The 24,440-nt window shown below is 66.5% G+C and carries 20 protein-coding genes and 1 pseudogene; 11 read left to right on the top strand and 10 right to left on the bottom strand.

The genetic code is table 11. The features are described 5' to 3' along the window. Positions 1–15 precede the first annotated feature (15 nt). From HZY77_RS11285 to HZY77_RS11260, 6 genes are all read right to left on the bottom strand, one after another. The gene (locus tag HZY77_RS11285; RefSeq protein ID WP_296814761.1) at positions 16–909 is read right to left on the bottom strand and encodes an arginase; all 894 of its coding nucleotides are present in this window, start codon (positions 907–909) and stop codon (positions 16–18) included. Positions 910–935: 26 nt separating this feature from the next. Then, the gene (locus HZY77_RS11280; RefSeq protein ID WP_296814759.1) at positions 936–2,390 is read right to left on the bottom strand and encodes an NAD-dependent succinate-semialdehyde dehydrogenase; all 1,455 of its coding nucleotides are present in this window, start codon (positions 2,388–2,390) and stop codon (positions 936–938) included. A 30-nt stretch (positions 2,391–2,420) separates the two neighbouring features. Further along, positions 2,421–2,786 (bottom strand): hypothetical protein, encoded by a 366-nt coding sequence (locus HZY77_RS11275; protein WP_296814757.1) that lies wholly within the window; start codon positions 2,784–2,786, stop codon positions 2,421–2,423. Further along, positions 2,783–3,673: a 2-hydroxy-3-oxopropionate reductase gene (locus HZY77_RS11270; RefSeq protein ID WP_296814754.1), complete on the bottom strand. Its 891-nt coding sequence runs from the start codon at positions 3,671–3,673 to the stop codon at positions 2,783–2,785. The genes HZY77_RS11275 and HZY77_RS11270 overlap by 4 nt, the downstream gene beginning before the upstream one ends. Further along, positions 3,670–4,626: an AEC family transporter gene (locus HZY77_RS11265; protein WP_296814751.1), complete on the bottom strand. Its 957-nt coding sequence runs from the start codon at positions 4,624–4,626 to the stop codon at positions 3,670–3,672. Before HZY77_RS11265 ends, HZY77_RS11270 begins: the two co-directional genes overlap by 4 nt. A gap of 152 nt (positions 4,627–4,778) precedes the next feature. After that, positions 4,779–5,738 (bottom strand): serine hydrolase, encoded by a 960-nt coding sequence (locus tag HZY77_RS11260; RefSeq protein ID WP_296659182.1) that lies wholly within the window; start codon positions 5,736–5,738, stop codon positions 4,779–4,781. 224 nt (positions 5,739–5,962) lie between these two features. On the opposite strand from HZY77_RS11260, the gene HZY77_RS11255 reads away from it, so the two are divergent. From HZY77_RS11255 to HZY77_RS11245, 3 genes are all read left to right on the top strand, one after another. Then, entirely contained in the window at positions 5,963–7,882 is a 1,920-nt protein-coding gene (locus HZY77_RS11255; protein ID WP_296814748.1) for an ATP-binding protein, read from the top strand. Positions 7,883–7,903: 21 nt separating this feature from the next. Then, on the top strand, positions 7,904–10,111 hold the full coding sequence (locus HZY77_RS11250; RefSeq protein WP_296814745.1) for an EAL domain-containing protein: 2,208 nt from the start codon (positions 7,904–7,906) through the stop codon (positions 10,109–10,111). A 783-nt stretch (positions 10,112–10,894) separates the two neighbouring features. Next, the gene (locus tag HZY77_RS11245; protein ID WP_296814742.1) at positions 10,895–11,407 is read left to right on the top strand and encodes a hypothetical protein; all 513 of its coding nucleotides are present in this window, start codon (positions 10,895–10,897) and stop codon (positions 11,405–11,407) included. Positions 11,408–12,226: 819 nt separating this feature from the next. Here HZY77_RS11245 and HZY77_RS11240 read toward each other — a convergent pair. The 4 genes from HZY77_RS11240 to HZY77_RS11225 all read right to left on the bottom strand — a co-directional run bounded on the left by HZY77_RS11240 (position 12,227) and on the right by HZY77_RS11225 (position 17,305). After that, complete coding sequence (locus HZY77_RS11240; protein ID WP_296814739.1) at positions 12,227–13,267, bottom strand: ABC transporter permease; 1,041 nt, start codon at positions 13,265–13,267, stop codon at positions 12,227–12,229. An 84-nt stretch (positions 13,268–13,351) separates the two neighbouring features. Continuing rightward, positions 13,352–16,183 carry an ATP-binding cassette domain-containing protein gene (locus HZY77_RS11235; protein ID WP_296814736.1) on the bottom strand — a complete coding sequence of 944 codons (2,832 nt, stop codon included), beginning with the start codon at positions 16,181–16,183 and terminating at the stop codon, positions 13,352–13,354. Between the two features lie 90 nt (positions 16,184–16,273). Further along, the gene (locus HZY77_RS11230; protein WP_296814734.1) at positions 16,274–16,723 is read right to left on the bottom strand and encodes an HlyD family efflux transporter periplasmic adaptor subunit; all 450 of its coding nucleotides are present in this window, start codon (positions 16,721–16,723) and stop codon (positions 16,274–16,276) included. A gap of 96 nt (positions 16,724–16,819) precedes the next feature. Then, entirely contained in the window at positions 16,820–17,305 is a 486-nt protein-coding gene (locus HZY77_RS11225; RefSeq protein WP_296814732.1) for a biotin/lipoyl-binding protein, read from the bottom strand. Between the two features lie 46 nt (positions 17,306–17,351). On the opposite strand from HZY77_RS11225, the gene HZY77_RS11220 reads away from it, so the two are divergent. The 8 genes and pseudogenes from HZY77_RS11220 to HZY77_RS11190 all read left to right on the top strand — a co-directional run bounded on the left by HZY77_RS11220 (position 17,352) and on the right by HZY77_RS11190 (position 24,413). Then, on the top strand, positions 17,352–18,464 hold the full coding sequence (locus HZY77_RS11220) for a MoxR family ATPase (RefSeq protein WP_296814729.1): 1,113 nt from the start codon (positions 17,352–17,354) through the stop codon (positions 18,462–18,464). Positions 18,465–18,473: 9 nt separating this feature from the next. Continuing rightward, positions 18,474–18,650: pseudogene (locus HZY77_RS17835) on the top strand (DUF58 domain-containing protein); the annotation flags it as partial. A gap of 13 nt (positions 18,651–18,663) precedes the next feature. Further along, on the top strand, positions 18,664–19,284 hold the full coding sequence (locus HZY77_RS11215; protein ID WP_296814727.1) for a DUF58 domain-containing protein: 621 nt from the start codon (positions 18,664–18,666) through the stop codon (positions 19,282–19,284). Positions 19,285–19,345: 61 nt separating this feature from the next. Continuing rightward, on the top strand, positions 19,346–19,807 hold the full coding sequence (locus HZY77_RS11210) for a DUF4381 domain-containing protein (RefSeq protein WP_296814725.1): 462 nt from the start codon (positions 19,346–19,348) through the stop codon (positions 19,805–19,807). Next, entirely contained in the window at positions 19,804–20,775 is a 972-nt protein-coding gene (locus tag HZY77_RS11205; protein WP_296814722.1) for a VWA domain-containing protein, read from the top strand. The genes HZY77_RS11210 and HZY77_RS11205 overlap by 4 nt, the downstream gene beginning before the upstream one ends. Beyond that, positions 20,766–21,620: a VWA domain-containing protein gene (locus tag HZY77_RS11200; RefSeq protein ID WP_296814720.1), complete on the top strand. Its 855-nt coding sequence runs from the start codon at positions 20,766–20,768 to the stop codon at positions 21,618–21,620. Before HZY77_RS11205 ends, HZY77_RS11200 begins: the two co-directional genes overlap by 10 nt. A gap of 109 nt (positions 21,621–21,729) precedes the next feature. Further along, positions 21,730–22,647 carry a tetratricopeptide repeat protein gene (locus HZY77_RS11195; RefSeq protein ID WP_296820897.1) on the top strand — a complete coding sequence of 306 codons (918 nt, stop codon included), beginning with the start codon at positions 21,730–21,732 and terminating at the stop codon, positions 22,645–22,647. Then, positions 22,644–24,413 (top strand): BatD family protein, encoded by a 1,770-nt coding sequence (locus tag HZY77_RS11190; RefSeq protein ID WP_296814717.1) that lies wholly within the window; start codon positions 22,644–22,646, stop codon positions 24,411–24,413. Before HZY77_RS11195 ends, HZY77_RS11190 begins: the two co-directional genes overlap by 4 nt. Positions 24,414–24,440: the final 27 nt, after the last annotated feature.

Below are 24,440 nucleotides of genomic sequence, written 5' to 3'. Positions count from 1 at the left end.
GCAACCGGGTCGGTCTCAAAGCGGGGTGATGGCACCGGCCAGCGCGCCGGCGGCATCGGCCGTGGCATGCCCGCGGTCGCGGCGCGGATTGTATTCGACGATTTCCATCGCCACGAAGGCGCGGTCGCCGCGCAATCGGGACAGCGCATCGGCAAGCTCGGCACGGCGCAGGCCGCCGGGCACCGGCGTGCCGACGCCCGGCTCCTCCTCGGGATCGAGCGCATCCAGATCCACACTCACGCCGAAGCCGGCGGTGCCGTGCCGCGCTATGGCGAGCGCCTCATCGAATACGGCGACGAGCCCGCGCCGGCGCACCTCGTCCATTTCGAACACGCGCACGCCGAGGCCATGCAGCAGCGCCGCCTCGCCGGCTTCGTAACTGCGCACGCCGATCAGGCACACATGCTCGGGCAGCAGCTTGGCTTCCATGCCCTCGATCCCGGTGAGCGTTGCGTCGCCGTGGCTGAGCAGGGCGGCCAGCGGCATGCCATGAATCTGGCCGCTCGGCGTGGTGGCGAAAGTATGACTGTCCATGTGGGCGTCGATCCAGATCAGGCCGATGGGACCCTGGTCGGCCAGCACGCGATGCACGCCGCTCCAGGTCCCGATCGCGCAGGAATGATCGCCCCCGACCACCAGCGGAAAGTTTCCCGCCTGCAGCACCCTTTCCATTTCGGCAGCCAGCCGTTCGCCGAGCGCCCTCACCGCGTGCAGTGGCGTGTCCAGCGCGGCACGCGGCACGTGCAGGATCGCATTCCATTCCACATGCTGCAGCGGCGTGTCGTGAAAGACGCGGTAATGGCGCAACGCATCCGGCCCTTCGGCGGTGGCCGGGTCGGGCGCGCCGGCNGCGCTGGCGGCGCCGATGACGATGAGATTGCGCGAGGAAGAAACGGAGGCCGGGTTCATGCCGTCAGCCTAGCAGGTGCAACGACTTATCCCAGCCCGCCCAGGTTTACGTACTTGCTTTCCAGGTACTCGTCGATTCCGCTGCGCCCACCCTCGCGCCCCAGTCCCGACTGCTTGACGCCGCCGAATGCCACCTCGGCAGTGGAAATCAGCCCGGCGTTGATCCCGACCATGCCATAGTCGAGCCGCTCGGCCAGCCGCCAGGCGCGGCCGAGGTCGCGCGTGTAGGCATAGGCAGCGAGGCCGTATTCGGTGTCGTTGGCCATGCGGATCACCTCGGCCTCGTCGGCAAAGCGGATCAGCGGCGCTACCGGGCCGAAGGTCTCGTCGCGGCAGATCTGCATGTCGGGCGTGCATTGGCCCAGCACCGTCGGCTGGAAGAACAGCCCGCCGAGCGCATGGCGATGGCCGCCGGTCAGCAGGGTCGCGCCGTGGGCGAGCGCATCGGCGATATGCGCCTCGACCTTTTCCACGGCGGCGACGCTGATCAAGGGACCGGTTTCCGCGCCTGTCGTGAAGCCTTCGCCCACCTTTAGCTGCGCAACGGCCGAACTGAATTTTCCGGCAAACGCGTCGAAGATTGTGTCCTGCACGAACACCCGGTTGGCGCACACACAAGTCTGCCCGCTGTTGCGGTACTTGCTGGCGAGTGCGCCTGCCACCGCTGTATCGAGGTCGGCATCGTCGAACACGATGAAAGGCGCGTTGCCGCCGAGTTCGAGCGAGACATGCTTCAAGGTGCCGGCGCTCTGCGCAAGGAGTTGCTTGCCTACCGCCGTCGAGCCGGTGAACGAGACTTTTCTGACCAGCGGATGCGACGTCAGCACGCTGCCAATTGTTGCCGCGTCGCCGGTGACCACGTTCAGCACGCCCGGCGGCAGCCCNGCGCGCTGCGCCAGCTCGGCCAGCGCCAGCGCGGTGAACGGCGTCTGCGATGCCGGCTTCGCCACCACCGTGCAGCCGGCGGCCAGCGCCGCGCCCGCCTTGCGGGTGAGCATCGCGGCGGGAAAATTCCACGGCGTGATCAGCGCCGCAACGCCTAGCGGTTGCTTCAGCGTGAACATGCGCCGGTCCGCCCACGGCGACGGCACCACATCGCCATACACGCGCCGCGCCTCTTCGGCGAACCACTCGATGAAGCTCGCCGCGTAGTCGATCTCGCCAAGTGCCTCGGCGAGCGGCTTGCCCTGCTCGGACACCATGATCGTGGCGAGATCGTCGCGGTGCGCGAGGATGAGGTCGAACCAACGGCGCAAAAGGTGCGCGCGGGTCTTGGCAGGTGTGTCGCGCCAAGCGGGGAAGGCAGTGTGCGCGGCTCCGATGGCGCGCGCGACATCGGCAGCAGTGCAGCTCGGCGCGTGGCCGACGCGTTCCGCATTGGCCGGGTTGTGGACGGCGAAGCGCGCGCCGTTAACGGCGTCCTGCCATTCGCCGTCGATCAATGCCTGTTGCCTGAACAGTATGGAATCGCCGAGCATCATCTCGTGACCTTGTGCAGATCGCCTGTGAATTCAGGATTGGGCGCCGCTGGACGCGGCCTCAACCATTGCTTCGAGCAGACTGACCAGCGCCTGTCCCGAGCCATTGCTCGTGGCCAGTGGCTGCAGCACGATTCCGCGCGCTGCGCATGCTTCGACGTCGATCTTGGCAGGTCCGGTGACGACAATACGGGTTAGCTTGTGCAACTGTCCGATCGTCTCCGCATCGATCGGGCACGCATGAGTAATCGCCGTCGTCGCCCAGAAGAGTCGCGGCACGATGTCGGCCGCTTCGGTGTCCGGGTATTCGCTCCAGTTGTGCTCGAAGCGCGGGATCGGCAGGTCGTCCGCGGTGAAGGTGGCGCGGTCGAGGAAAACGACGCGTTCTTTCGCGCTCACTTGCCGTTGCCGTGGTTTTCGCCGGTCAGCCGCTCGAGCGCGCGCATGAGCGCCGAGGAATCGAGTTCGCTGTCGCCGGCGCCCATCAGCGCATTCATCTGCTGCGCGATCAGCGCGGCGCCGGGCAGCGGGGTGGCGGTTTCCTGCGCGTTGTCCATGACGATGGCCATGTCCTTGTGGTGCAGTTTGACCTTGAAGCCGGGCTTGTAGTTGGAGTCGAGCATGCGCTGGCCGTGGACTTCGAGGATGCGGCTGCCGGCGAAGCCGCCCAGCAGCGCCTCGCGCATCTTCACCGGGTCGACGCCGTTGCGGCGCGCGAGCAGGATGGCTTCGGCGACACCCTCGAAGGTGAGGCCGACGACGATCTGGTTGCAGCATTTGACGACCTGGCCGGCACCGTGGCCGCCGACGTGGACGACGTTCTTGCCGAGCACCTCGAACAGTGGGCGAACCTTCTCGAAGATCGGCACTTCGCCGCCGACCATGATGGACAGCGTGCCTTCCTTGGCCCCGGTCTCGCCACCCGATACCGGGGCGTCGAGCATGTGAACGCCGCGCTCTGCCAGGGCGGCGGCGATGCGGCGGGTGGCGGCGGGCGACACGGTGCTCATGTCGACGATGGTGTGGCCGGGCTTGGCGCCGTGTACCAGGCCGCGGTCGCCGAGGATGATCTGCTCGACGCCGGTGGTGTCGGAGACGACGGTGAAGCTGATGTCGGCCTCGGCGGCCACTTCGGCAGGCGTGCCCTTGCCGAGCGCGCCGGCGACCAGCATGGGTTCGATACGGTCGAAACGGCGGCCGTAGACATAGAGCTGGTGCCCTGCGCGCAGGAGATTCTCCGCCATGGGGCGACCCATGATGCCGCTGCCGATAAATCCGATTTTCATGATGCAAGTCCCTTCAGCAGCCATAACCAGAATGGCAGCGTAACCAATCCCGTCAGCGTTGACCAGCCCATGATGAGGCCGGCCAGACGGGTGTCGAGCCCGAAGCGGTCGGCCAGTGCGATGACCATCACCATGGTCGGCATGGCGGCCTCGAGGACGCCGGCTTCNCCGGGTTCGGTGAGGGGGCTCGGCCATGCCAGCGCGACGCCGAGCGCGAGCAGGGGCATCAGCGCCAGCTTGATGAGCAAGGCCACGGCGACGGCTTTTTGCGGGCGCAGATCATGCCAGGGGATGGTCAGGCCGAGCACGAACAGCATCAGCGGAATGGTCGGGCTACCGGCCCAGCGCGCGGCCTCCACCAGCGGGTCGAGGTGCGCGCCGGACAGGTTGACCGCGATGCCGGCGGCGAATCCCCATACCGGCGGCAGTCTCAGCCACATCCGCAGAAACGAGGCGTGTTCGGTGTGTTTGCCGCAACGGAAGGCGATCCACACGCCGAGCGACCACACCAGCGGCGTGGTCGCGAGCATGTCGGCGAAGAAGGGATAGCGCGCGCCGCGTTCGCCGAAGACCGTGGTGAGGAAGGGATAGCCGAAAAACAGCACATTGCCGAAGCCGGCGGCCAGCATGACCGCGCCGCGCTGCGGCCGCGACAGGCCGTGCCCGAGCGGGGTGGCGAACAGCGCCAGGGCGGCGAGCCCCAGGCCGGCCAGCGTGGCGACGCCGAGAATCAAGGGTACCTGCAACAGGTTCAGGTCGACCGTGGCCGCCGCGCCGGCCGAAAAGAACAGCACGGGCGCGAAGAAGTTCAACACCAGCCGGTTGATCTCGCCGCGCAGGCCGACGATGGAAATGCCGCTTTGCCAGCGCGGCCAGATGCCGCCCGCGGCGATTAGCAGGGACAGGGGCAGCAGCGTTTTCAGCAGCAGTTGCTGGGCGAGATCGGCGGACATGAAGCGAGATGTCGGGCGGACGGGGCGGCCATCATAACGCGTGTCGCCCCGGTTCCGGCGGGATCCGGCCCTGCAGTGCGCCCGTCAAATGAAACGGGCTTTCACGGGGCGATGAACCCGTGAAAGCCCGTTGGGCCCGGCGCCAGGAAGCGTCAGGTGCGGGATGCGGCGGTGTAGTGGGTTCCGGTGTTGCGCGGAAGATTGGTTTCTTCCAGCCAGGCCTTGATGCGCGCGGCGTCCCTGGCGCGGCTGTTGTTGCCGCTGGAGTCGAGCAGCACGATGATGACATCGCGATCCGCCACCTCCGCCTGCATCACCAGACAGTGTCCGGCTTCATTGATGAAACCGGTTTTCGACAGGCCGATATGCCAGTCGTCCATGCGTGTGAGGCGGTTGGTATTGTTGAAGGCAACGGTGCGGTAATACACCTTCGCCTGCCGGTGGTGCTTCTTCTTCAGCACCACGCGCTGGGTCCCCAGCGTGTACTGGCCGGTCGCGGTGATCTGGCGGATTTCGGGATAGTTCTGATAGGCGTAATCTGCAAGCTTGGCGAGATCGAGCGCGGTCGAACGGTTGCTGCTCGACAGGCCGGTGGGTTCGACATACACGGTGTCGCGCATGCCCAGCACGCGTGCCGTGCGGTTCATGGTGGCGATGAAGCGGTCGAGGCCGCCCGGATAGGAGCGGGCCAGCGCGTGCGCCGCGCGGTTGTCGGAGGCGATCAGGGCAAGGTGCAGCAGTTGTTCGCGGGTGTAGTGGGCGCCGATCGCCAGGCGCGAGCCGGTGCCCTTGATGGTGTCACGGTCGTCGGACGTGATGGTGATGCGCTCGTCCAGAGGCTGGCCGGCATTGATCACCAGCATGGCGGTCATCAGCTTGGTGATCGACGCGATCGGCGTCTGCATGGTGGCATTCTTTTCCAGCAAGGGCCGCCCGCTGGCCTGGTCGTACACCAGCACGGACTGCGCATTCAACTCGGGCATGGACGCGGGTTCGGGCTGCGATTGCGGGGCGGCGACCGGCTTGTCCACTTCGAGCGCGGTGTTGCCGTCGAGCGCAGCGGCGCCGGTATGGACGCACAGCAAAATCAATCCGGTCAGAAAAGCTTTCATGTGCATTCTGCTTTCAAAGAGGTACGAAAATATATCAGCTATGGCCAATACGGACACGCAGACCAAAACTTGAAAACAACAGTTCGCGGCGCCTGCCCAATTATTTTAAGCCCTAGATTGACGGTGTAACAAAATTTATTATATATAGCAAGGACATGGGAGAACTTCCGAATAATTTACTAAAGAAATCGGGGCTAACAGCATGTCAGTGCGCCCCCGGCGTGGTGGCTGAAGCGCTGGAGCTCCTGATGCGGGGCGAGGCTGCGCAGGCGGAATTTGCCGCCTGCGTACGCTGCGACCCCGTATTGGCGCTGCGATTGCAATTGCTGCCCGTCGATTTCGGCACGCAGCCGGATATGCTGCGCGCACTGCTATTGGCTGCGCCGGTTGCGGCGGGTACGGCGCAGGTGAACTATGCTGGCCGCTGGCGGCAGTCGATCGGGGTGGCGCATCTGGCGCAGGCCTTGGGCGTGCGGTCGGGCGCGGTGGATGCCGAGGCCGCCTGGACGGCCGGCCTCGCCCACAATCTGGCGGACTATCTCGACACGGACATCATGCCGCCGGCCCATGCGGCCGACTGGCTGGAGGCGCTCGACGCCGACGGCTGGCTGGCCGATGCGGTGCGCTACCACGCCGAACCGCTGGCGCGCGGGCGCGCCGCCCATCCGTTGGTGCGCATCGTCCAACTGGCCTATCAACTGGCGACGCGGGCTGATGCCGTGGACAGTGTGGACGTGCGGGCCGCGCTCGCCGCCTTGCAGATGGGTGCGGGCGAAGCCGCCCAGCTGCTGGCCGACAGCCAGGTTCAGGTACGCCAGTTGGCGCAGCGCTTCGGGCTGGTCGATGCCGTGGCGCAGTCGGCCGGCGGCGGATTCGATCGCCTCGCCCGCCTGTATGCCGTGGAGGCGGCGCAATCGGCGCTGCACGCGCATTTCCGCCATTCGGACGGTTCCTCCGGGCACACCATTGAACTGCTGCAGGCCAGTCTGCGCGCCTTGTTCGGGATCGAACACGCCTGTCTGTTCGCGCCCGCGGTCGACGGGACGCTGCGGCTGACCACGCTGATTCCGGCCAATGCCGGGCTGCGGGCACTGGCGATCNCCCCGGATGACGGCCACTCCGCACTGCCTCGCGCGCTGGCACGCAACGCGCCCCAGCAGTTCGAGCGCGGCGAGGTAGATGCCGCGCTGGTCGACGAACAGATCGCCCGCCTGCTGGGCGTGGCGCGTTTTCTGTGTCAGCCGCTGGCTCTGCACGATGGCCAGATGGGCGTGCTGGTGGTGGGCGATGCGTTGCCCGGCCTGGGGCTGTCGCCACTGTGGCGGTTTACCCTGGCCGAATACAGCGAAATGTTGCGGCCGGCCGCCGTGCCGGCTGCCGCGCCCGCGCCCGCCCTGCAGCCCGTTGCGCCCGCCGCGGCACAGGGCGACGACATTCCGCGCGACCGCGTGCGACGGGCCATTCATGAAGTGGCCAACCCGCTCACCATCATGCGCAATTACGTCAACCTGCTGTCCGACAAGCTGGGCGCGGATTCGGCGGTGCAACGCGACCTCGGCATCATCAGCGACGAAATCGAACGGGTGGCGCGCATCGTGCGCGGCATCACGCTGGCCGAGGAAACCGCGGTGCCCGCCGCGGCGCTCGAACTGGTATCGGTCAACAGCGTGGTTTCCGAACTGGTGCGCATGGCACTCGGCACCCTGTTCACACCGAACAAGGTCAACGTGCAGATCGATCTCAACCCGGACGTTCCGCCGATGCCGCTGCAAAAGGACCTGCTGAAGCAGGTGCTGTTCAACCTCGCCAAGAACGCGGTCGAGGCCATGCATGCAGGCGGCCATCTCAAATTCATCACGCGGCTGATCGCGGCCGACGGCCAGCGTCAGATCGAAATCGAAGTGGCCGATACCGGCCCTGGCCTGCCTGCCGCCGTCGCGTCGCATTTGTTCGAACCGGTGGTCAGCGAAAAAGGCGGCGACCATGCCGGCCTCGGATTGACCATCAGCCGCAGCCTGGTCGAGCGTCTGAACGGCCAGCTCAGCTGCACCAGTACACCGCAGGGAACCCGTTTCCTGATCCGCCTGCCGACTTTGCAAAACGGCCAGGCTCCGCTCACAACAACACGCTACGGGTCTATGTAACCCGCGCCAAGGAGAACACACGTGTCCGACGATCCCATCGAATCCNCCCCGCCCCGCAGTACGGTCAGCACGTTTCCGGTGCGCCCGCGCCTCCTGGTGGTGGACGACGAGCCGCTGATTCTGGAGGGGTTGACGCGCTTGCTGGCCACCCGCGATTACGACGTGGTGACCGCCAACGGCGGCTGCGACGCGCTGATCGCCATCGGCAAGCAGCAGTTCGACGCCATCCTGCTCGACCTCGGCATGCCGGACCTCAACGGCAACGAGGTGCTGCGCTTCGTCGCCGACCGCAGCGCCGATACGCCGGTCATCGTGGTGTCGGGCGACAGCACCATCGACGCGGCGATCCGCGCGCTGCGCGGCGGCGCCGCCGACTTCGTGCGCAAGCCCTACGAGCCCGAGGAGCTGCTGAGGCGTATCGACAACACGCTGACGCGGCGGCGACTGGAAAAGGAAAACAACCACATCCTGCAGCGCCTGCAGCAGTCGGAGAAGTGGCACCGTTTTCTGGTCAACAGCTCGCCCGATTTCATCTACACGCTGGATTGCGACGGCCGCTTCACCTTCGTCAACGACCGCGTCGAGAGCCTGCTCGGCTACCGCAGCGAGGAGCTGCTGGGTCAGCATTACAGCCTGGTCATCCACGAGGACGACATCGCGCGGGCCGAACACGTGTTCAACGAGCGCCGGGCTGGTGACCGCAGCGCGCGTAACACCGAGATCCGCCTCAAGTGCAATCCCGGGATGCGCCGCCCGCGCCTGATGAACGGCCGCTGCAAGTCGGTCGAGCTCACCGCGACCGGCATGTACGACGAGGAGGCGAGCCCGTTCGAGAAACGCTTCATCGGCAGCTACGGCGTCGCCAAGGACGTCACCGAGCGCAAGCAGGCCGAGGAAACCGTGCACTACCAGGCCTACCACGACCTCNTGACCGGCCTGCCCAACCGCGCGCTATTCCGCGACCACCTCGGCCTCATGCTGGCACAGGCCAAGCGCAACCAGAAACCGCTGGCGGTGCTGAGCCTCGACCTCGACCATTTCAAGGTGATCAACGATTCACTCGGCCATACCATCGGCGACGAACTGCTGCTTGCGGTCGGTGCGCGCCTGCGCCAGTGCCTGCGCGAGGGCGACACGCTGGCGCGCCTGGGCGGCGACGAGTTCGCCGTGCTGTTGCCCACCCTGGTGTCGCGCAGCGACGCCGAGCACATCTGCCGCAAGATCATCCAGGTGCTGTCCAAGCCGGTGTACGTCAAGGGCCATGAGATCTACATCTCGGTCAGCATCGGCGCCTGCGTCGCGCCGGAAGACGGCGACATGATCGACAGCCTGATCCGCCAGGCGGAGATCGCCATGTACCAGGCCAAATCGCAGGGCCGCAGCCGTCTGCAGTTCTGGGAATCCGGCATGCAGGCGCCCTATTCTGAGCGCATGCAGATCGAGGCCGACCTGCGCCGCGCGCTGGCGCGCAACGAATTCGTGCTGTTCTACCAGCCGCAGGTCGACACCACGACCGGCGAGGTGCGCGGGTTCGAGGCCCTGCTGCGCTGGTGGCATCCGCAGCGCGGCCTGCTGACGCCCGCCGACTTCATCCCGGTGGCCGAGGAATCCGGCGTCATCGTGCCGATCGGCGACTGGGTGCTGCGCCAGGCCAGCGCGCAGATGGCCGACTGGCGCAAGGCCGGGCTGCCGCCGGTGCGCCTCTCGGTCAACATCTCCGCGCGCCAGCTCGAGAATCCCGATTTCGTCGACAGCGTCATGCGCGCGGTTCAGGTGTATTCGCTGGACGGCCACCAGATGGAACTGGAAATCACCGAGAGCCTGCTGATGCGCGACTTCGAGGCCAACGCGATCAAGCTCGGCCGGCTGTCCGCCTCGGGTATCCGGCTGGCCATCGACGACTTCGGCACCGGCTACAGCTCGTTCAAATATCTTTCGCGTTTCCCCATCCACACCCTGAAGATCGACCAGTCCTTCGTGCAGGACCTCGAACGCGAAGAGAACATGTCCATCGTCAACGCCATGATCGCCATGGGACGCGGCATGAATCTCAACGTCGTCGCCGAGGGTGTCGAAACCGAGGCCCAGCGTGCCAGCCTGCAGCAGATGCAATGCCACGAAGTGCAGGGGTATTATNACAGCGCCGCCATGTCCAGCCATGAAGCCACCACCCTGCTGGGCCGGCATGCGCGGGGTTTCACGCAGGCGGAGCATCAGGTGGCGGGTTGAGCGCGCGGAGACGGGCTTAATCCGGGTATCCGGAATCCAGTGAGGAAAACGGATGCCGACGGGCTTGTCCGTCACGATGTAAGGATTAAATCCGGTTTGAATCGATAGCCGGCATCAATCGGCCAGGAGCCGCCAGTCAGGGATCCCGGAGACCGGCTATTTGGATGGCGGCTAGGCTTTTGTATTTACAACCGAGCCGATGGTCTGGCCACTGGCATTGACCGTTGATGTCGGCTCCTTTGCAGGCTGCGCCGCTTCGGCNTTNTTGTCGTCGCTGTCGCCGTCATTCTCGACCCGTTCAATTCGCTCGGCCTGAGACTTGGCATAAGTTGCGGCTAACTGCGCTGTCTCGCTCGAGGTTACGGATGAAATAGCCATGCAAGTTCTCCTGAAGTCGAAACGGGTTCCAAGACCCCGTAATTCATTTGCGGCTTCGGAGCCGAACACTTGAGCCGCAAAGACTCCGGCACACCGATCCGAAATTGCCCGATCCTGCCTACAGCGACCACATTACCGTGATGGGGTCTGCAGGGATAAATGCTACTCCACTAGGAATAATGTTCTTCGCGTGCTATCGGCCAGAAAGTGACTTTGGCCAAGCCAATTTAGACGTCTGCTTGCCCGCAAAACGAGACGCTCAACCTGTCCGTATTATTGGGGGTTATTATAGAGACGTCACAAAACGAAAATGATTAAGAATCAGTAGGATAGGAGGCCATGATGAGCGCCCTAAATAATAATGTTATGCGGACGTTGGCGTCCGTATATTAACTGTTAGCCGTCATGAACGCAGGCCCCTGGTTTGTTAAGTTGCTCCAAAGATCCGCCAACCCGGAGCCAGAGTTCATCGCGGGTCTGAACGTCTTAAGGTACACATTGGGTGTTCGTATCTTCTCTGTGGGGATTTTTCTTGCCCTTATTCCGGCCACCTATGTTTCATTCTTTGGTACATCCATAGAGTCCCTTGATTATCAAGAGCCAGACATCACCACAATGGCCATAAGCCTTTTCTTTTTAGCCATTGGCACTTACCTTGCACTTGGAACCAATATCTCCAAGATCGCTTACAACGATGACAATATCTTTCTGCATTCCCCGTGGGCGAGAACCAAGTGCGTACCTTGGTCTTCAGTGCAAAGCTATTCCCGTTCCGATAATGATGTTTGCATAAAAACCGACACGCACGGATGCTTCTGTGTAAGCTCCTTAATGAACGGCGTCTCTTCGTTTCAAAATATGCTGGCACAACATGCAACGTTCCATCCGGACACCGATAAACATCGTGCTAAGTGCTGAGCACACTTGCCGGCTACCCCGGCGTTCCAGCGGACCAACCAAAGCGTCGCTGCGCGCCACTTTTGACAGCCCGCTGAACTTCAGCGTTAAGGCGCATCGAGACCCCCATGCCTGTCCGCCCCGAGTACGTCCACGAATACGATCAAACTCACTTCCGCCTTGAAGGCACGGCGTTGCACCTTGTTTCACTTTTCCTTGCCGACAAAGAGCTAAAGCGTGCCTATCGAGGCCATGCTCTGCCGCACCTTGAAACTTTAGCCGAAGAAGAAAAGGAGTCCGAGATCATCCGGCTGACCATCGAGATCGCAACCGCTTTTCGTCTCATGTTCTGGAACGCTCGGCGCCCTCCCCTTCGGAGAGTGTTGGCCGGTTGTGTGCTGATAGCTCATCGAACACTTGGCAGCCGCTTACAATGCTTGAGGCATGTCACAAAGTCATACATGCCGAGTATGTTGGTTTCGAAACCCGGCGGTTCCCCGGCACAGAGTGCGAGTTCATCAAACCTAAGATTCACGTGGCCGGAACAAAGGGAAAGAAAGAGTGGCTCGCAGAAATTGACGTACTTCCTTTGCCAATGCCGCTTTGCAGCCTATTGATCCGCCATTTTGACCGAGGAGCTAAAGATGCCTATGCGCCCTAACCCTTCGCTCAAGTTTGCTCCCTTCGGTCGCTGGGACGCGCCTTAGCTTTACGTTGAAGATCCGCTTGCTGTCCGAGAGCAGACGCAATTACATAAAAGCCTAACTTCCGCTTTGGGTCGTTTGCGGTCGACCCGTTTTCAATATTGCAGGCCTCAAACAACAGGCAGGGGTGTCCCTCTTAATACAGGCGGTGCCGGAACAGCCAACTGGCGAGAATCAGCGACACGCCACCGATCACGGCCATGGGCCAGAACTGGCCCGTCAGCACGTCGAAGCCGGCGCCTTCCAGAAACACCTTGCGCAGGATCACCAGGAAATAACGCAGCGGATCGATCAATGTGATCGTCTGCACGACCGCCGGCATGTTGGCGATGGGCGTGGCGAAGCCCGACAGGATCACCGCCGGCACCATGAACAGGAAGGCGCCCAGCAGACCTTGCTGCTGGGTCACCGCCAGCGAGGAAATCAGCAGTCCGGCCCCCACCCCNGAGAGCAGGAACAGCGCCAGTCCGGCGTAGAGCGCGGACAGGCTGCCCAGTAGCGGAACCTTGAACCACAGCGTGGCGATGAGCAGGATCGCCGTGCCCTGCACCATGCCGATGAGGAAGCCCGGCAGCGCCTTGCCCAGCAGAATCTCGCCGGGCCGCAGCGGCGTCACCAGCAACTGGTCGAAGGTGCCCTGCTCCCGCTCGCGTGCCACGGTCAGTGCCGTCACCAGCATGGTGGTCACCAGGGTGAGCATGCCGATGATGCCGGGGACGAAGAACCAGCGGCTTTCCAGGTTGGGGTTGAACCAGGCCCGCGTTTCCAGGCGGGCCGGCGGGGTTTGCAGACCGTGTGTCGCAATCCATGCCCGATTGAAATCGTCCACGATGGCGCGCACGTAGTTCAGGGCGATCATGGCGGTATTGGAGTTGCGTCCGTCGACGATGACCTGTACCGGTGCGCTGCCGAGCGATTGCAGGTCGGCGCTGAAGCGCGGGCCGATGCGGAGCACCACCAGCACAGCCCGCTTGTCCACCAGCGGCGCGATCTCGCCTTCGGCATGCAGGGTGGCCACGCGGTGGAAGGCGGGTGCGCCGTCGAATGCCGCCACCAGTTCGCGCGAAGCTGCGCCGCGGTCCTCGTTGTAGAGGGCGTAGGAAATGTCCTTGAGGTCGAAGGTGGCGGCGTAGCCGAATACCAGCAGCTGGATCATCGGCGGCACGATAAGCACCATGCGGCTCCGAGGGTCCTTGAGCAGGGCCNNAGGAATTCCTTGTGGATGAGCGCCAGCAGACGGATCAACATGTCGCGTGCCCTGTCATTCGAGTCGCTTCCGGGACTTGCGCCAGGTGATGCCGAGGAAGATTGCCGCCATGAGCAGCAGGGCCAGGGCATTGGGCAGCACCACCGACCACACGTCGCCGGCAAGGAACAGGGTCTGCACGATGGACACGAAATAACGCGCGACGATGACGTGGGTGATGCCCTGTACCACGGTCGGCATGCTGTCGATGTCGAAGATGAAACCGGACAGCAGGAAGGCGGGCAGGAAGGTGCCGATGATGGCGACCTGCCCTGCCACGAACTGGTTGCGTGCCACCGCGGAAATGGCCAGGCCCATGCCCAGCGCCGCCAGCAGGAACAGCGAGGCGCACGCCCACAGCAGCCAGAACGCGCCGCGCAGCGGCACGCCGAACAGCCCTACGGCGAGACCCACGGTCAGCAGCATACCGCCGGTACCCAGCACGAAATAGGCGATGATCTTGCCCAGCAGGATTTCGCTCATGCTGGCCGGCGTCACCAGCAGCGCTTCCAGGGTGCCGCGTTCCCATTCCCGCGCCATCACCAGGGCGGTGAGCAGGGTGCCGATCAGGGTCATGATGATGGCCACCAGGCCCGGCACCAGATAGTTGCGGCTGCGCAGTTCGCTGTTGAACCACACCCGCTGCTCCAGCTGCACCGGCGTGGCCAGCGCCTGTCCCTGGCCTGTGGCACGGCGCGCCAGCCAGTTGCCCCAGGCGCCCTCGATATAGCCCTGGGTGAGCCGTGCGGTGTTGGCGTCGACGCCGTTGACGATGACCTGAATGGGGGCGCCGTCGGATCGCCGCAGTTGCTCGGCGAAGTTGGCGCTCAGATGCACGATGGCGTTCACCCGGCCGTCGCGCAGCGCCTGTTCCGCCGCGGCAAGCGTGCGGGCATGCAAGGGCGCGAAATAATGGCTGCTCTCCAGGCTGGCGAAGAAATCCGCCGTATCCGGCGAAGGAGCCTCCGCCACCAGCGCCACCGGGACGTGGTCGGCGTCGAGCGATACCCCGTAGCCGAACAGCACCAGCAGGAAGATCGGCATGACGAAGGCGATGGCGATGCTGCTCGGGTCGCGCACGATCTGCAGGAACTCCTTGCGTACCAGGCCTTTCAACCGCATCAGGCCGCCGCCGCGCAAAGACGGCTTCTGCGCGGCGCTCATGCCGCTTCCTGCGCCGCGTCGGCGGCTTCCACCAGCCGGATGAAGNGCGTCTTCCATGCTGGGCTCGGGCTGCTCGGGCGTGCGTGCGCCGGCCTTGATGGCGGCGGGTTCGTCCATCGCGAGGATGCGGCCGGCGGCCATGATGGCCAGGCGGTCGCAGTATTCCGCCTCCTCCATGAAATGGGTGGTCACCAGCACCGTCACGCCGGCGCGGGCGAGCGCGTTGATGCGCAGCCAGAACTCGCGCCGGGCCAGCGGGTCGACGCCCGAGGTCGGTTCGTCGAGGAACAGGATCTCCGGTTGGTGCATCAGCGCGCAGGCCATCGCCAGGCGCTGCTTGTAGCCGAGCGAGAGGTCGGCGGAAAGCCGTTCGGCGTAGGGCGACAACTCGAATTCGGTCAGCGCCCAGTCCCGTCGTGTCTCGCGCCTCGTGCCCGTCAGGCCGTAGGCGCTGGCGAAGAAATCGAGGTTCTGCGCCACGCTCAGGTTGCCGTAGAGGGAGAATTTCTGCGACATGTAGCCGATTCGGCCGCGTGCCGTGGAGGCGGCGTGGCGCAGGTCCAGTCCCGCCACGCGCAGGGTGCCGGCGCTGGCAGGCAGGAGGCCGCAGAGCATGCGGAACGTGGTGGATTTGCCGGCGCCGTTGGCGCCCAGCAGGCCAAAAATCTCGCCGCGCCGCACGTCGAAACTGATCCCGTCCACTGCCCAGAAGCTGCCGAAGCGGCGGCGCAGGCCGTCCACCTGGATGACCGGCGCATCGTCCGCGTCGGTACGTTGCGGTAGCGTGTCGACGCGGGGTACGCCATGCGGGGCGGCCATCAGGTCGTTGTGGGTATGCAGCAGATCGATGAAGCCGTCCTCGAAACGCGGCGGCACCGCCTCGATGCGGGCGTCCTGCAGGCCGGGCAGCCGGGCCAGCTGCGCAGGATCGTCAGCCGACTGCGTCACCAGGCGCACGTGGTCGCCCTGGACCAGGGCGTCCACCACGCCAGGCTGGCCCGTCAGCCCGGCCTGCAGGTCGCGCGGGCGCTGTCCGGCGACGCTGACGGCCCAGGTCCGTCCCGCCATGCGCGCGCTGATCGTCGCCGGCGGGCCCTGGTCGAGGATTTTCCCNCGGTCGAGCAGGATCACCGCCTGGCAGCGTGCCGCCTCGTCCAGGTAGGCGGTGGACAGAAGCACGCTCATCCCTTCGTTCTTCACCAGGCGGTCGACGATGCTCCACAGTTCGCGGCGCGATACCGGGTCCACGCCCACGGTAGGTTCGTCGAGCAGCAGCAGGCGCGGCGCCCGCACCAGGGTGCAGGCCAGGCCGAGTTTCTGCTTCATGCCGCCGGACAGCCGGCCGGCCAGCCGGCGGGTGAAGGGGCCGAGGCCGGTCATGTGCATCAGTTCGGCGTAGCGTTCGGCGCGTGCCGTATGGGGTACGCCCTGCAGGTCGGCGTAGAGGTCGAGGTTTTCCTGCACGCTGAGGTCTTCGTACAGGCCGAAGCGCTGTGGCATGTAGCCGAGCGCAGCCTGCACCGCGAGGGACTCGCGGGTGGAATCCAGGCCGAGCGCGCGGATGCTGCCGGCGTCGGGCACCAGCAGCCCGGCTGCCAGACGCATCAGGGTGGTCTTGCCCGCCCCGTCTGGCCCGATCAGCCCGGTCACCACGCCGGGGCGGATGGCGAAGCTCACNGCCATCCAGCGCCTGCGTGCGCTGGTGGCCGGAAGCGAAGGACCGGGCCAGATCAACCGCCTCCAGGATCGGCGCAGCGTCCATGACGGCGTTGCCTATTTGCTGTCCGCGCAAGGAGCCGCGCCCTGCGCCGGCGGCGTCTGGTCGAGCGGAATGGTCACCGTCGCTGGCATGCCCAGGCGCAGCTCGCCTTGTCCTTCGCAGACGAACACGCGGGCCTGGTAGACCAGGCTGGACCGGATCTCGGTGGTCTCGACCGACTTGGGGGTGAACTCGGCGCTCGGTGAAACGTAGCCGATCCAGGCACGGTAGCGCTTGTCCGGGTGGCTGTCGGTCTGTACCCAGGCCCGCGCGCCCACCGGCACGCGGCCGAGTTGGGGTTCGGCCAGCCAGGTGCGTACCCAGACCGGATCGGTCAGCGCCAGCGTGAACACCGGTTTCTGCGGCGAGGCCATGTCGCCCGGCTCCAGGATGCGGTTCTGGATCACGCCGTCCGAGGGCGCGTGCAGTTCGCCTTCGTCAAGGTCGCGCTGGAGCACGGCCACGGTCGCCTCGTTGGCGGCGAGGGTTGCNCTTCGCTGCCGCGATGTCCTCCTTGCGCGGACCGAGTTCGGCCAGGCGCAGCGTTTCCTCGGCCGCCTTCAACTGGTCGCGCGCCTTGTCGAGGGCGAANNACGGGCGCTGTCCGCCTGCTGCTGCGAGATGAAGTTGCGGGCCACCAGGTCAGCCTGGCGCTGGTAATAGGCCTGGGCGTCCGCCACGGCCACCCGGGCCGCGTCGCGCTGCGCGCGCGCCTGGCGGATCTCCTCCGGGCGGGACCCCGCCAGGTAGCGCGCCACCACCTGGCGCTGTACGGCTACTTGCGCCTCGGCCTGCTGGCGCGAGAGACGCAGCCGCTCGGTGTCCAGGCTGGCCAGCAATTGCCCGGCTTTCACACGCGTCCCTTCCTGCGCCAGGACCTGCGCGATGCGGCCGCTGGCGTTGAAAGCCAGTTCGACCTGACGGATGTCCACGTTGCCGTGCAAGGTCAGTTCGTTCTGNCGGCGGCCCTCTTCGCTGCAGAACCAGCCGACGCCGACAAGCACGGCGACGACTGCGGCGATGATCAGGATGATTTTAATTTTCATGGTACGTCCTTCGAGCGGGTCGACCGGTCTGCCTGGTTCGCCAAGCATGATAGGGCAGATCGCGTCGACCTGTCTGTGCGTGGCCGGGCAGGCGTTCGGGAACTTCGTGGCCATGCCGCGCTTCTCTATCAGGCAACTCAACAACACGCCTGATCGGAAGGATGCCGTGGACGCCGCAACTGCCTCAGTCACTCNNCCCGCGCTCGCTGCCCTCAACGGCCTGCGCACCTATCTCAACGACCAGATCCTCGGCCAGGAAAGCCTGGTCGAACGCCTGCTGGTGGCCCTGCTGGCGGACGGCCACCTGCTGGTCGAAGGCCCGCCCGGGCTGGCCAAGACCCGCGCCATCAAAGCCCTGGCGCACGGCCTCGAAGGCGATTTCCAGCGCCTGCAGTTCACGCCCGACATGCTGCCGGCCGACCTTACCGGCTCCGACATCTACCGGCCTGAGGAAGGCGGTTTCCACTTCCAGCGCGGCCCGCTGTTCCACAACCTGATCCTCGCGGACGAGATCAACCGCGCGCCCGCGAAGGTGCAGTCCGCGCTGCTCGAAGCCATGGCCGAGCGACAGATCAGCGTCGGCGCCGCCACCTATCCGCTGCCGCGCCTGTTCCTGGTGATGGCGACCCAGAACCCGATCGAGCACGAAGGCACCTATCCGCTGCCGGAGGCGCAGCTCGACCGCTTCATGCTGCACACCCGGGTCGACTACCCGGATCGCGCCACCACCCTGCGCATCATGGAGCTGGCGCGGCGCGAGGCCNGGGAGGCGCGCGAGCTGCCGCCGCCGCCCAGCCGCCTGAGCCAGGAAACGATCNCCGCTGCGCGCCGTGAAGTGCTTGAGCTGGCGTTGGCCGATTCGGTGGCGGAGTACATCGCCGCCCTGGTCGAGGCCACGCGCAGCCCAGAAAAATACAGTGCCGGCCTCGCCGAATGGTTGCGCTGGGGCGCCAGTCCGCGCGCAGCGATCGCCATCGAACGCGGCGCCCGCGCGCTGGCCTGGCTGGATGGACGCGACTACGTCAGCCCCGACGACGCCCAGGCCATCGCCCCCGATGCGCTGCGCCACCGGCTGCTGCTCGACTACACCGCGCAGGCGCGCGGCGTCACCGCCCAGCAATGCGTCGCCGAATTGTTGCAGCAGGTGCCCGCCCCGTGAGCCTGCCCGATCTGGCGGAACTGGTCGCGCTGCGCGGTCCCGCTCGCGGTCTCAGCCTGCACGCGCACCGTCCCGCACTGGCGCTGCTGCAAGGTTCGCACCGCAGCGCAGCGCGGCCGCGGCCTGGAGTTCGAGGAGGTACGGCCCTACGCGCCCGGCGACGACGCCCGCACCATCGACTGGCGCGTCACCGCCCGCCGTGGTCGGCCCCACACCGCTGTTTCGCGAGGAACGCGAGCGGCCGGTCTGGCTGCTCGCGGACCTGCATCCCGGCCTCTATTTCGGCAGCCGCCGCCAGCTCAAGTCCGCCCTGCTGCTGCGTGCGGCGGCCCTGCTGGCCTGGGTCGCGGTGCTGGGCGGCGACCGCCTCGGCGCGCTGATCGCCGGTGGCGCGGACCTGCCACGCATCTTCCCGCCGCGAGGCCGCGAGGCTGGTGTGCTGCCCGTGCTCGAAGCGCTGGTCGAGGCGCAGCCGCAGGCGCCCGGCGTACCCGATGCTGGCAGCCTGAATGCCTTGCTGGCCGGGTTGCGGCCGTTGCTGCAGCCCGGCAGTCTGGTGCTGGTGCTGAGCGATTTCAGCGCGCTGGACGCGGGCACCGAATCCGCCCTCGCCGCACTGAGCGCGCACAGCGACTGCCGGCTGCTGGGATTGAGCGATCCGCTGGAGCGCAACGGCCTGCCTGCCGGCCTGTATCGCGCCGGCCTGCCCGGCCGGCTCTGGTGGCTCGATGGCGCGCGCAGCCGGGACGCCTGGCAGGAAAATGGGCGGCGCGGCAGCAGCGGCTGGACGCCCTGGCCCGCCGGCTTGCCTTGCCGCTGACCCACCTGGATACCGCGGATGCCGTGGCCGAGTCGCTGCCGCCGCTACTCAGGGAAACGGCATGGGCGGCATGAATGCCGACTGGCTGTCCCAACTGGCGCCGGCCCATGCGCCGCCCCCGCCGGGCTGGTGGCCACTGGCGCCGGGCTGGTGGGGATTGGCCCTGCTGCTCGGGCTGATCGCTGCCGGCCTGGTCTACAGGGTTCGCCGCCCGCCCGTCCGCCTGCGCCGTACGGCCCTACGCGAACTCAAACGCCTGGAAGGGAGCACGAACGACGATGCCCACTTGGCCGGCGAACTGGAACACTTGATGCGCCGTTATGCCGTGGCCGTCTACGGCCGCGAAACCGTGGCACATCTGAGCGGATCGGCCTGGCTGGACTTCGTCGTCGCGCACGGCGGCAAGGATCTGGCAGGCGACGCGGGCCAGGCGCTGCTGCGCGCGGCTTACGGCAGCTCGGTCCCGGCCGATCGCACCCGCTGGCTGAAAGGGGTTCGCGGTTTCCTGGGGACGCGTCGATGATCCACATCGCCTGGCCCTGGATGCTGTTGTGTCTGCCGTTGCCCTGGCTGCTGGCGCGCTGGCTGCCGCCCGCCCAGCCGCAGGGCGTGGCGCTGTTCCTGCCCTTCGCGGCCACGGTCGCGGACGCAGCGCTGCCGGTTGGGCGTCCCGTGCCGCGGCCGCGCAAATTGCTGTTCGCCCTGGTCTGGCTGCTGCTGGTCCTCGCCGCCATCCGGCCGCAGTGGCTGGGCGACCCCGAAGCGGTCGCCGCCACCGGGCGGCGCCTGCTGCTGGCGGTGGACGTGTCCGGTTCCATGGCGAACCAGGACATGGCCGGCGGCGCGACCCGCCTGCAGGTGGTGCAGAAAGTGGCCGGCGATTTCATCCGCCGCCGTCACGGCGACCAGGTCGGCCTCATCCTGTTCGGTACCCGGCCCTATCTGCAGGCGCCGCTCACCCCCGATCTAAACACGGTGGACCAATTTCTCGACGAGGCCATGATCGGCGTGGCCGGCACGCAGACCGCCATCGGCGACGCCATCGGCCTTGCCATCAAGCGGCTGAAAGCGGACCCGGCCAGGGCGGGCCACAAGGGCGATACCGTACTGATCCTGCTGACCGACGGCAGCAGCAACGCCGGCGCCATGCCGCCGCTCGAAGCGGCCAGAATGGCCGCACAAGCCGGGCTGCGCATCTACACCATCGGCGTCGGCGCCGCCGCGCAGGATGGCTTCTTCGGTATCAGCGGCAACAGCGATCTCGACGAGGACACGCTGAAAAGCATCGCCAAGACAACCGGCGGCGAATACTTCCGCGCCACCGATGCCGCCGCCCTCGAACAGGTCTACGATCGCATCGACCGACTGGAGCCGAGCGCTGCGCGCCAGCAGTGGTATCGCCCGCGCGACGAATGGTTCGCGTGGCCATTGGGGCTGGCGCTGTTGCTGAGCCTGCCGGCCGCGCTGTGGAGCGGACGCGCATGGCGCTGACGCAGTCGCTTCACTTCCTGCGGCCGTTCTGGCTGCTGGCCTTGCCCGTGCTCTGGGGGCTCAGCGTCTGGCTCGCCCGGCGTCGTGGCCGCGATGGTGACTGGGCTCGGCTCATCGACCCCGACCTGCTGCCGGCGCTGCGTCTGGCCGGCGACGGCAAGCCCGGACGCTCGCCGTGGCTGTGGCTGGCGCTGGCCTGGACGCTGGCGGCGCTGGCCCTGGCCGGGCCCAGCTGGCAACGCGCGCCTTCTCCCGCCTATCGTGGCAATGCAGCCTGGGTGCTGGTGCTCGACCTGTCGCCGTCGATGGCCGCAGCCGACGTGGCGCCGAACCGGGTCACCCGCGCCCGCTATGCGCTCGACGACCTGCTGGATGCAGCACACGATGCCCGCGTCGGCCTGGTGGTGTTCAGCGACGAGCCCTATACCGTCACGCCGTTGACCGACGATGTCGCCACCGTACGTGCCCTGCTGCCGCCTCTCGCCCCGGGCATCATGCCGACGCGCGGCGACGACCTGGCGCCGGCGCTCGAACAGGCCGGCAAACTGCTGGCGCATGGCGGGAGCCAGTCGGGCCAGGTCGTGGTGGTGACCGACGGTTTCGCCGACCCGTCCGCTGCCTTCGACGCTGCCGGGAAACTGCGGTCGCGCGGCATCGCCGTCAACGTCGTGGGGATTGGCGCCCGGGGGGCGGTGTCGTCCGTACGGGCCAGTCGAACGTCAAACCGCTCGACGCCGATCGGTTGCGGCAACTGGCCGCCTCGGGCGGCGGATATTACGTCGACGCCGCCAGCCTGCCCGCCTTGGTCGGCGACCTCCAGGCCCGTGCCAGTCGTGCCGGCATGACGCGGGCTGCGCAGGATATCCGCGTGGCGCACTGGCTGGATGGCGGGGTCTGGTTGCTGCCGTTCCTGCTGTTGTTTGCCGGCCTGCTGGCGCGACGGGGGTGGCTGTGATGCGCAGCCTGTGGCTGGCCGGGCTGCTGCTGTGGGCCGCCGCGGCACAGGCAAATCCGACCTGGGACAGCCTGTGGCGTACGCCCGACCAGCGCGCCCAGCAACTGCTGCACCAGGGCAAGCCGGCCGAAGCCTCCCGGCTGTTCCAGGACCCGCGCCGCAAGGCCTACGCCGAATTGCAGGCCGGCAATTTTCCGCAGGCGGCACAGGATTTCAATGCGTTCAATGACACGGACGGCCAGTACAACCGGGGCAATGCGCTCGCGCGTGCCGGTCGCCTGCAGGAGGCGATCCAGGCCTACGATGCGGCGCTGGCGCGCGACCCGAACAACCGCGATGCGCGGCACAACCGCGAGCTGGTGGCCAAGGCCCTGCAGAAACAGCCGCCCAAGCCGCCATCCGCCTCGGGCCAGGGCCATGGCCAGCAGGGAAACACGAGCCAGAACAGCCAGAAACAGGGCGAGCAGGGCCAGCAGAAACAGAATTCCGGCTCGCAGAACGGCGAGGCGTCGAAGCCGTCCTCGAGCAATACGGCGCAAGCGGGCAAGCCGGGGCAGACCCCGGCCGACGGCAGCCAGACCAAGCCGGCCGGACAAGGTCAGCCTCAGCAAGGACAGTCCCAGCCGGGACAGCAGCAAGCCGGCCCAGCCAGTCCGACGCCCGATTGCCGCAACGCGGATGCGAACGCCACACAACAGAATCAGGCAGCGAACGAAGCCGCCGAGGCCCGCAGCGATGCCGAAGCCGGACTGGCCAGGCCGCAAGCGGGACAGGCGTCCCCGGCGGCCAACCCGCCCAGCGAACGCCAGCTCGCCGAGTCGCAATGGCTGCGCCGCATTCCGGACGACCCGGGTGGCCTGCTGCGGCGCAAATTCATGATCGAACACCTCATCCGACAGCAAGGGACGCAACCATGAATACCCCATGCCGCCTCTTCGTTTTTGCCGCACTCTGCAGCGTCAGCCTGACCGCATCCGCGGCGGTGAGCGCCTGGCTCGACCCGACCCAGGTCGGTTCCGGCGAAGCGGCGCAGCTCATCCTCAAGCACGACGGCCAGACCGGCAAGCAGCCCGACCTCGGCCCGCTCAAGCAGGACTTCGACGTGCTCGGCCGCAGTACGGGCTCCAGTATCCAGATCGTCAACGGCAAGATGTCGGCACAGACCGAAATCAGCCTGACGCTGATGCCGAAGCATGGCGGCACGCTGCAGGTGCCGCCGCTGAAGTGGGACGGCGAGACGTCGCCCGCCCTCACCTTGACCGTAGGGNGAAACGCGGCCGCCGCCCAGCCCGGCAACGCCCCGGCGCCCGCCAGCGGCTCGGCGCACGTCTTCCTCACCGCGACGCTCGACCAGAAGCAGCCCTATGTCCAGGCTGCCGACACCCTGACGGTACGCCTCTATACCGACCAGCCGCTCTTTCAGGCCAGCCTCGAACTGCAACCGAGCAACGATGTGCTGGTGCAGCAGCTGGGGCAGGACAGCCAGACCAGCGCTACGCGCGACGGCCGCAGCTATCGGGTGATCGAGCGCAAATATCTGCTGTTCCCGCAGCGCAGCGGCAAGATCCACCTTGATGGCCCGGTGCTGAACGCCGAGGTGCAGGACGACCGCGGCGGCAACGATCCGTTCGGTACGAACACCTTTTTCGGTAACGTATTCGGTCGCAACCCGTTCGCGGGCATGATGAATGCCACCCGGCCGTTACGGGTCCGGGCCGACCCGCTGGTTCTCGACGTGCGCCCGCGTCCCGCGAGCGGCACCGGCCACGACTGGCTGCCCGCGCAGAAAGTGACGCTGGCTGAGACCTGGCAGCCCGACAACGGGCCGCTCCATGTCGGCGACCCCATCACGCGCCACGTGCATCTCAGCGCGCTCGGTCTCACCGCTTCGCAGCTGCCCGACCTGAGCGTGCTGATGCCGCTGCCGGATGGCCTGCGAGCCTATCCCGACCAGGCCAAGCTGGATACCGGCGTGCAGGGCGACGGCGTCGTCGGCACCCGCGACCAGGACATTGCACTGGTCGCCAGCCGTTCGGGTCGTTATCAGATCCCTGCGTTGCATCTGTACTGGTGGGACACCACCCGCAACCAGCAGCGCGAAGTCGAGCTGCCGGCGCGTACCTTGTTTGTCCTGCCCGGTTCCGGCGGCGTTGCTGCCACGACCGCGTCCGCAGGTCCGACAGCCGGCACGCCGCTGCTGCCGGCCAATCCGTCCAAGTCGGTCGCCGAACAGATCCGGGCGCCGGCAAACGTCCACGGGTACTGGCTCAGTCTGGTTCTTGGCGTGCTCTGGCTCGGGACGTTGGCAGCATGGGGAGTCAGCCGCCGGCGCCGTCCGCTGGCGAGCCCGGATGCAAGCAGTCCGACACCGACGGTTGCCGTCGCAGATGCGCGCAAGGCCTTCCGGCAAGCCTGCCACGACGACGATCCGCACGCGGCGCGACGGGCGCTGCTCGACTGGGCGCGTGCCACTTGGCCGCTCGATCCGCCGCTGGGTCTCCAGGCCTTGTCGGACCGACTTGGCGATGCCGCATCGAAAAACTTGCTGAAGCAACTCGACCGGGTCTGTTATGCCGGCGGGACGTGGACGGGAAAGCCGTTGGCGGAAATGCTCACGCGCCTGGACGGGAACACAAAAGGTAGAATTGCGGCCACGCCGGAATTGGCCGGACTCTACCCCTAGCATTGCTTGCGAATACCGCCTATTGTC

Origin of the sequence: Thiobacillus sp. (assembly GCF_013693775.1) — a bacterium.
Lineage (GTDB): Bacteria > Pseudomonadota > Gammaproteobacteria > Burkholderiales > Thiobacillaceae > Thiobacillus.
The sequence above is the reverse complement of the archived record's forward strand: the minus strand, read 5'-3'. Positions and strand labels throughout refer to the sequence as shown.

Coding starts and splice junctions, on each gene's coding strand:
- HZY77_RS11270 (WP_296814754.1), bottom strand. CDS start 3,673: ATGAAAATCGGATTTATCGGCAGCGGCATCATGGGTCGCCCCATGGCG.
- HZY77_RS11260 (WP_296659182.1), bottom strand. CDS start 5,738: ATGAAAGCTTTTCTGACCGGATTGATTTTGCTGTGCGTCCATACCGGC.
- HZY77_RS11245 (WP_296814742.1), top strand. CDS start 10,895: ATGAACGCAGGCCCCTGGTTTGTTAAGTTGCTCCAAAGATCCGCCAAC.
- HZY77_RS11210 (WP_296814725.1), top strand. CDS start 19,346: ATGGGCGGCATGAATGCCGACTGGCTGTCCCAACTGGCGCCGGCCCAT.
- HZY77_RS11205 (WP_296814722.1), top strand. CDS start 19,804: ATGATCCACATCGCCTGGCCCTGGATGCTGTTGTGTCTGCCGTTGCCC.
- HZY77_RS11200 (WP_296814720.1), top strand. CDS start 20,766: ATGGCGCTGACGCAGTCGCTTCACTTCCTGCGGCCGTTCTGGCTGCTG.
- HZY77_RS11195 (WP_296820897.1), top strand. CDS start 21,730: ATGCGCAGCCTGTGGCTGGCCGGGCTGCTGCTGTGGGCCGCCGCGGCA.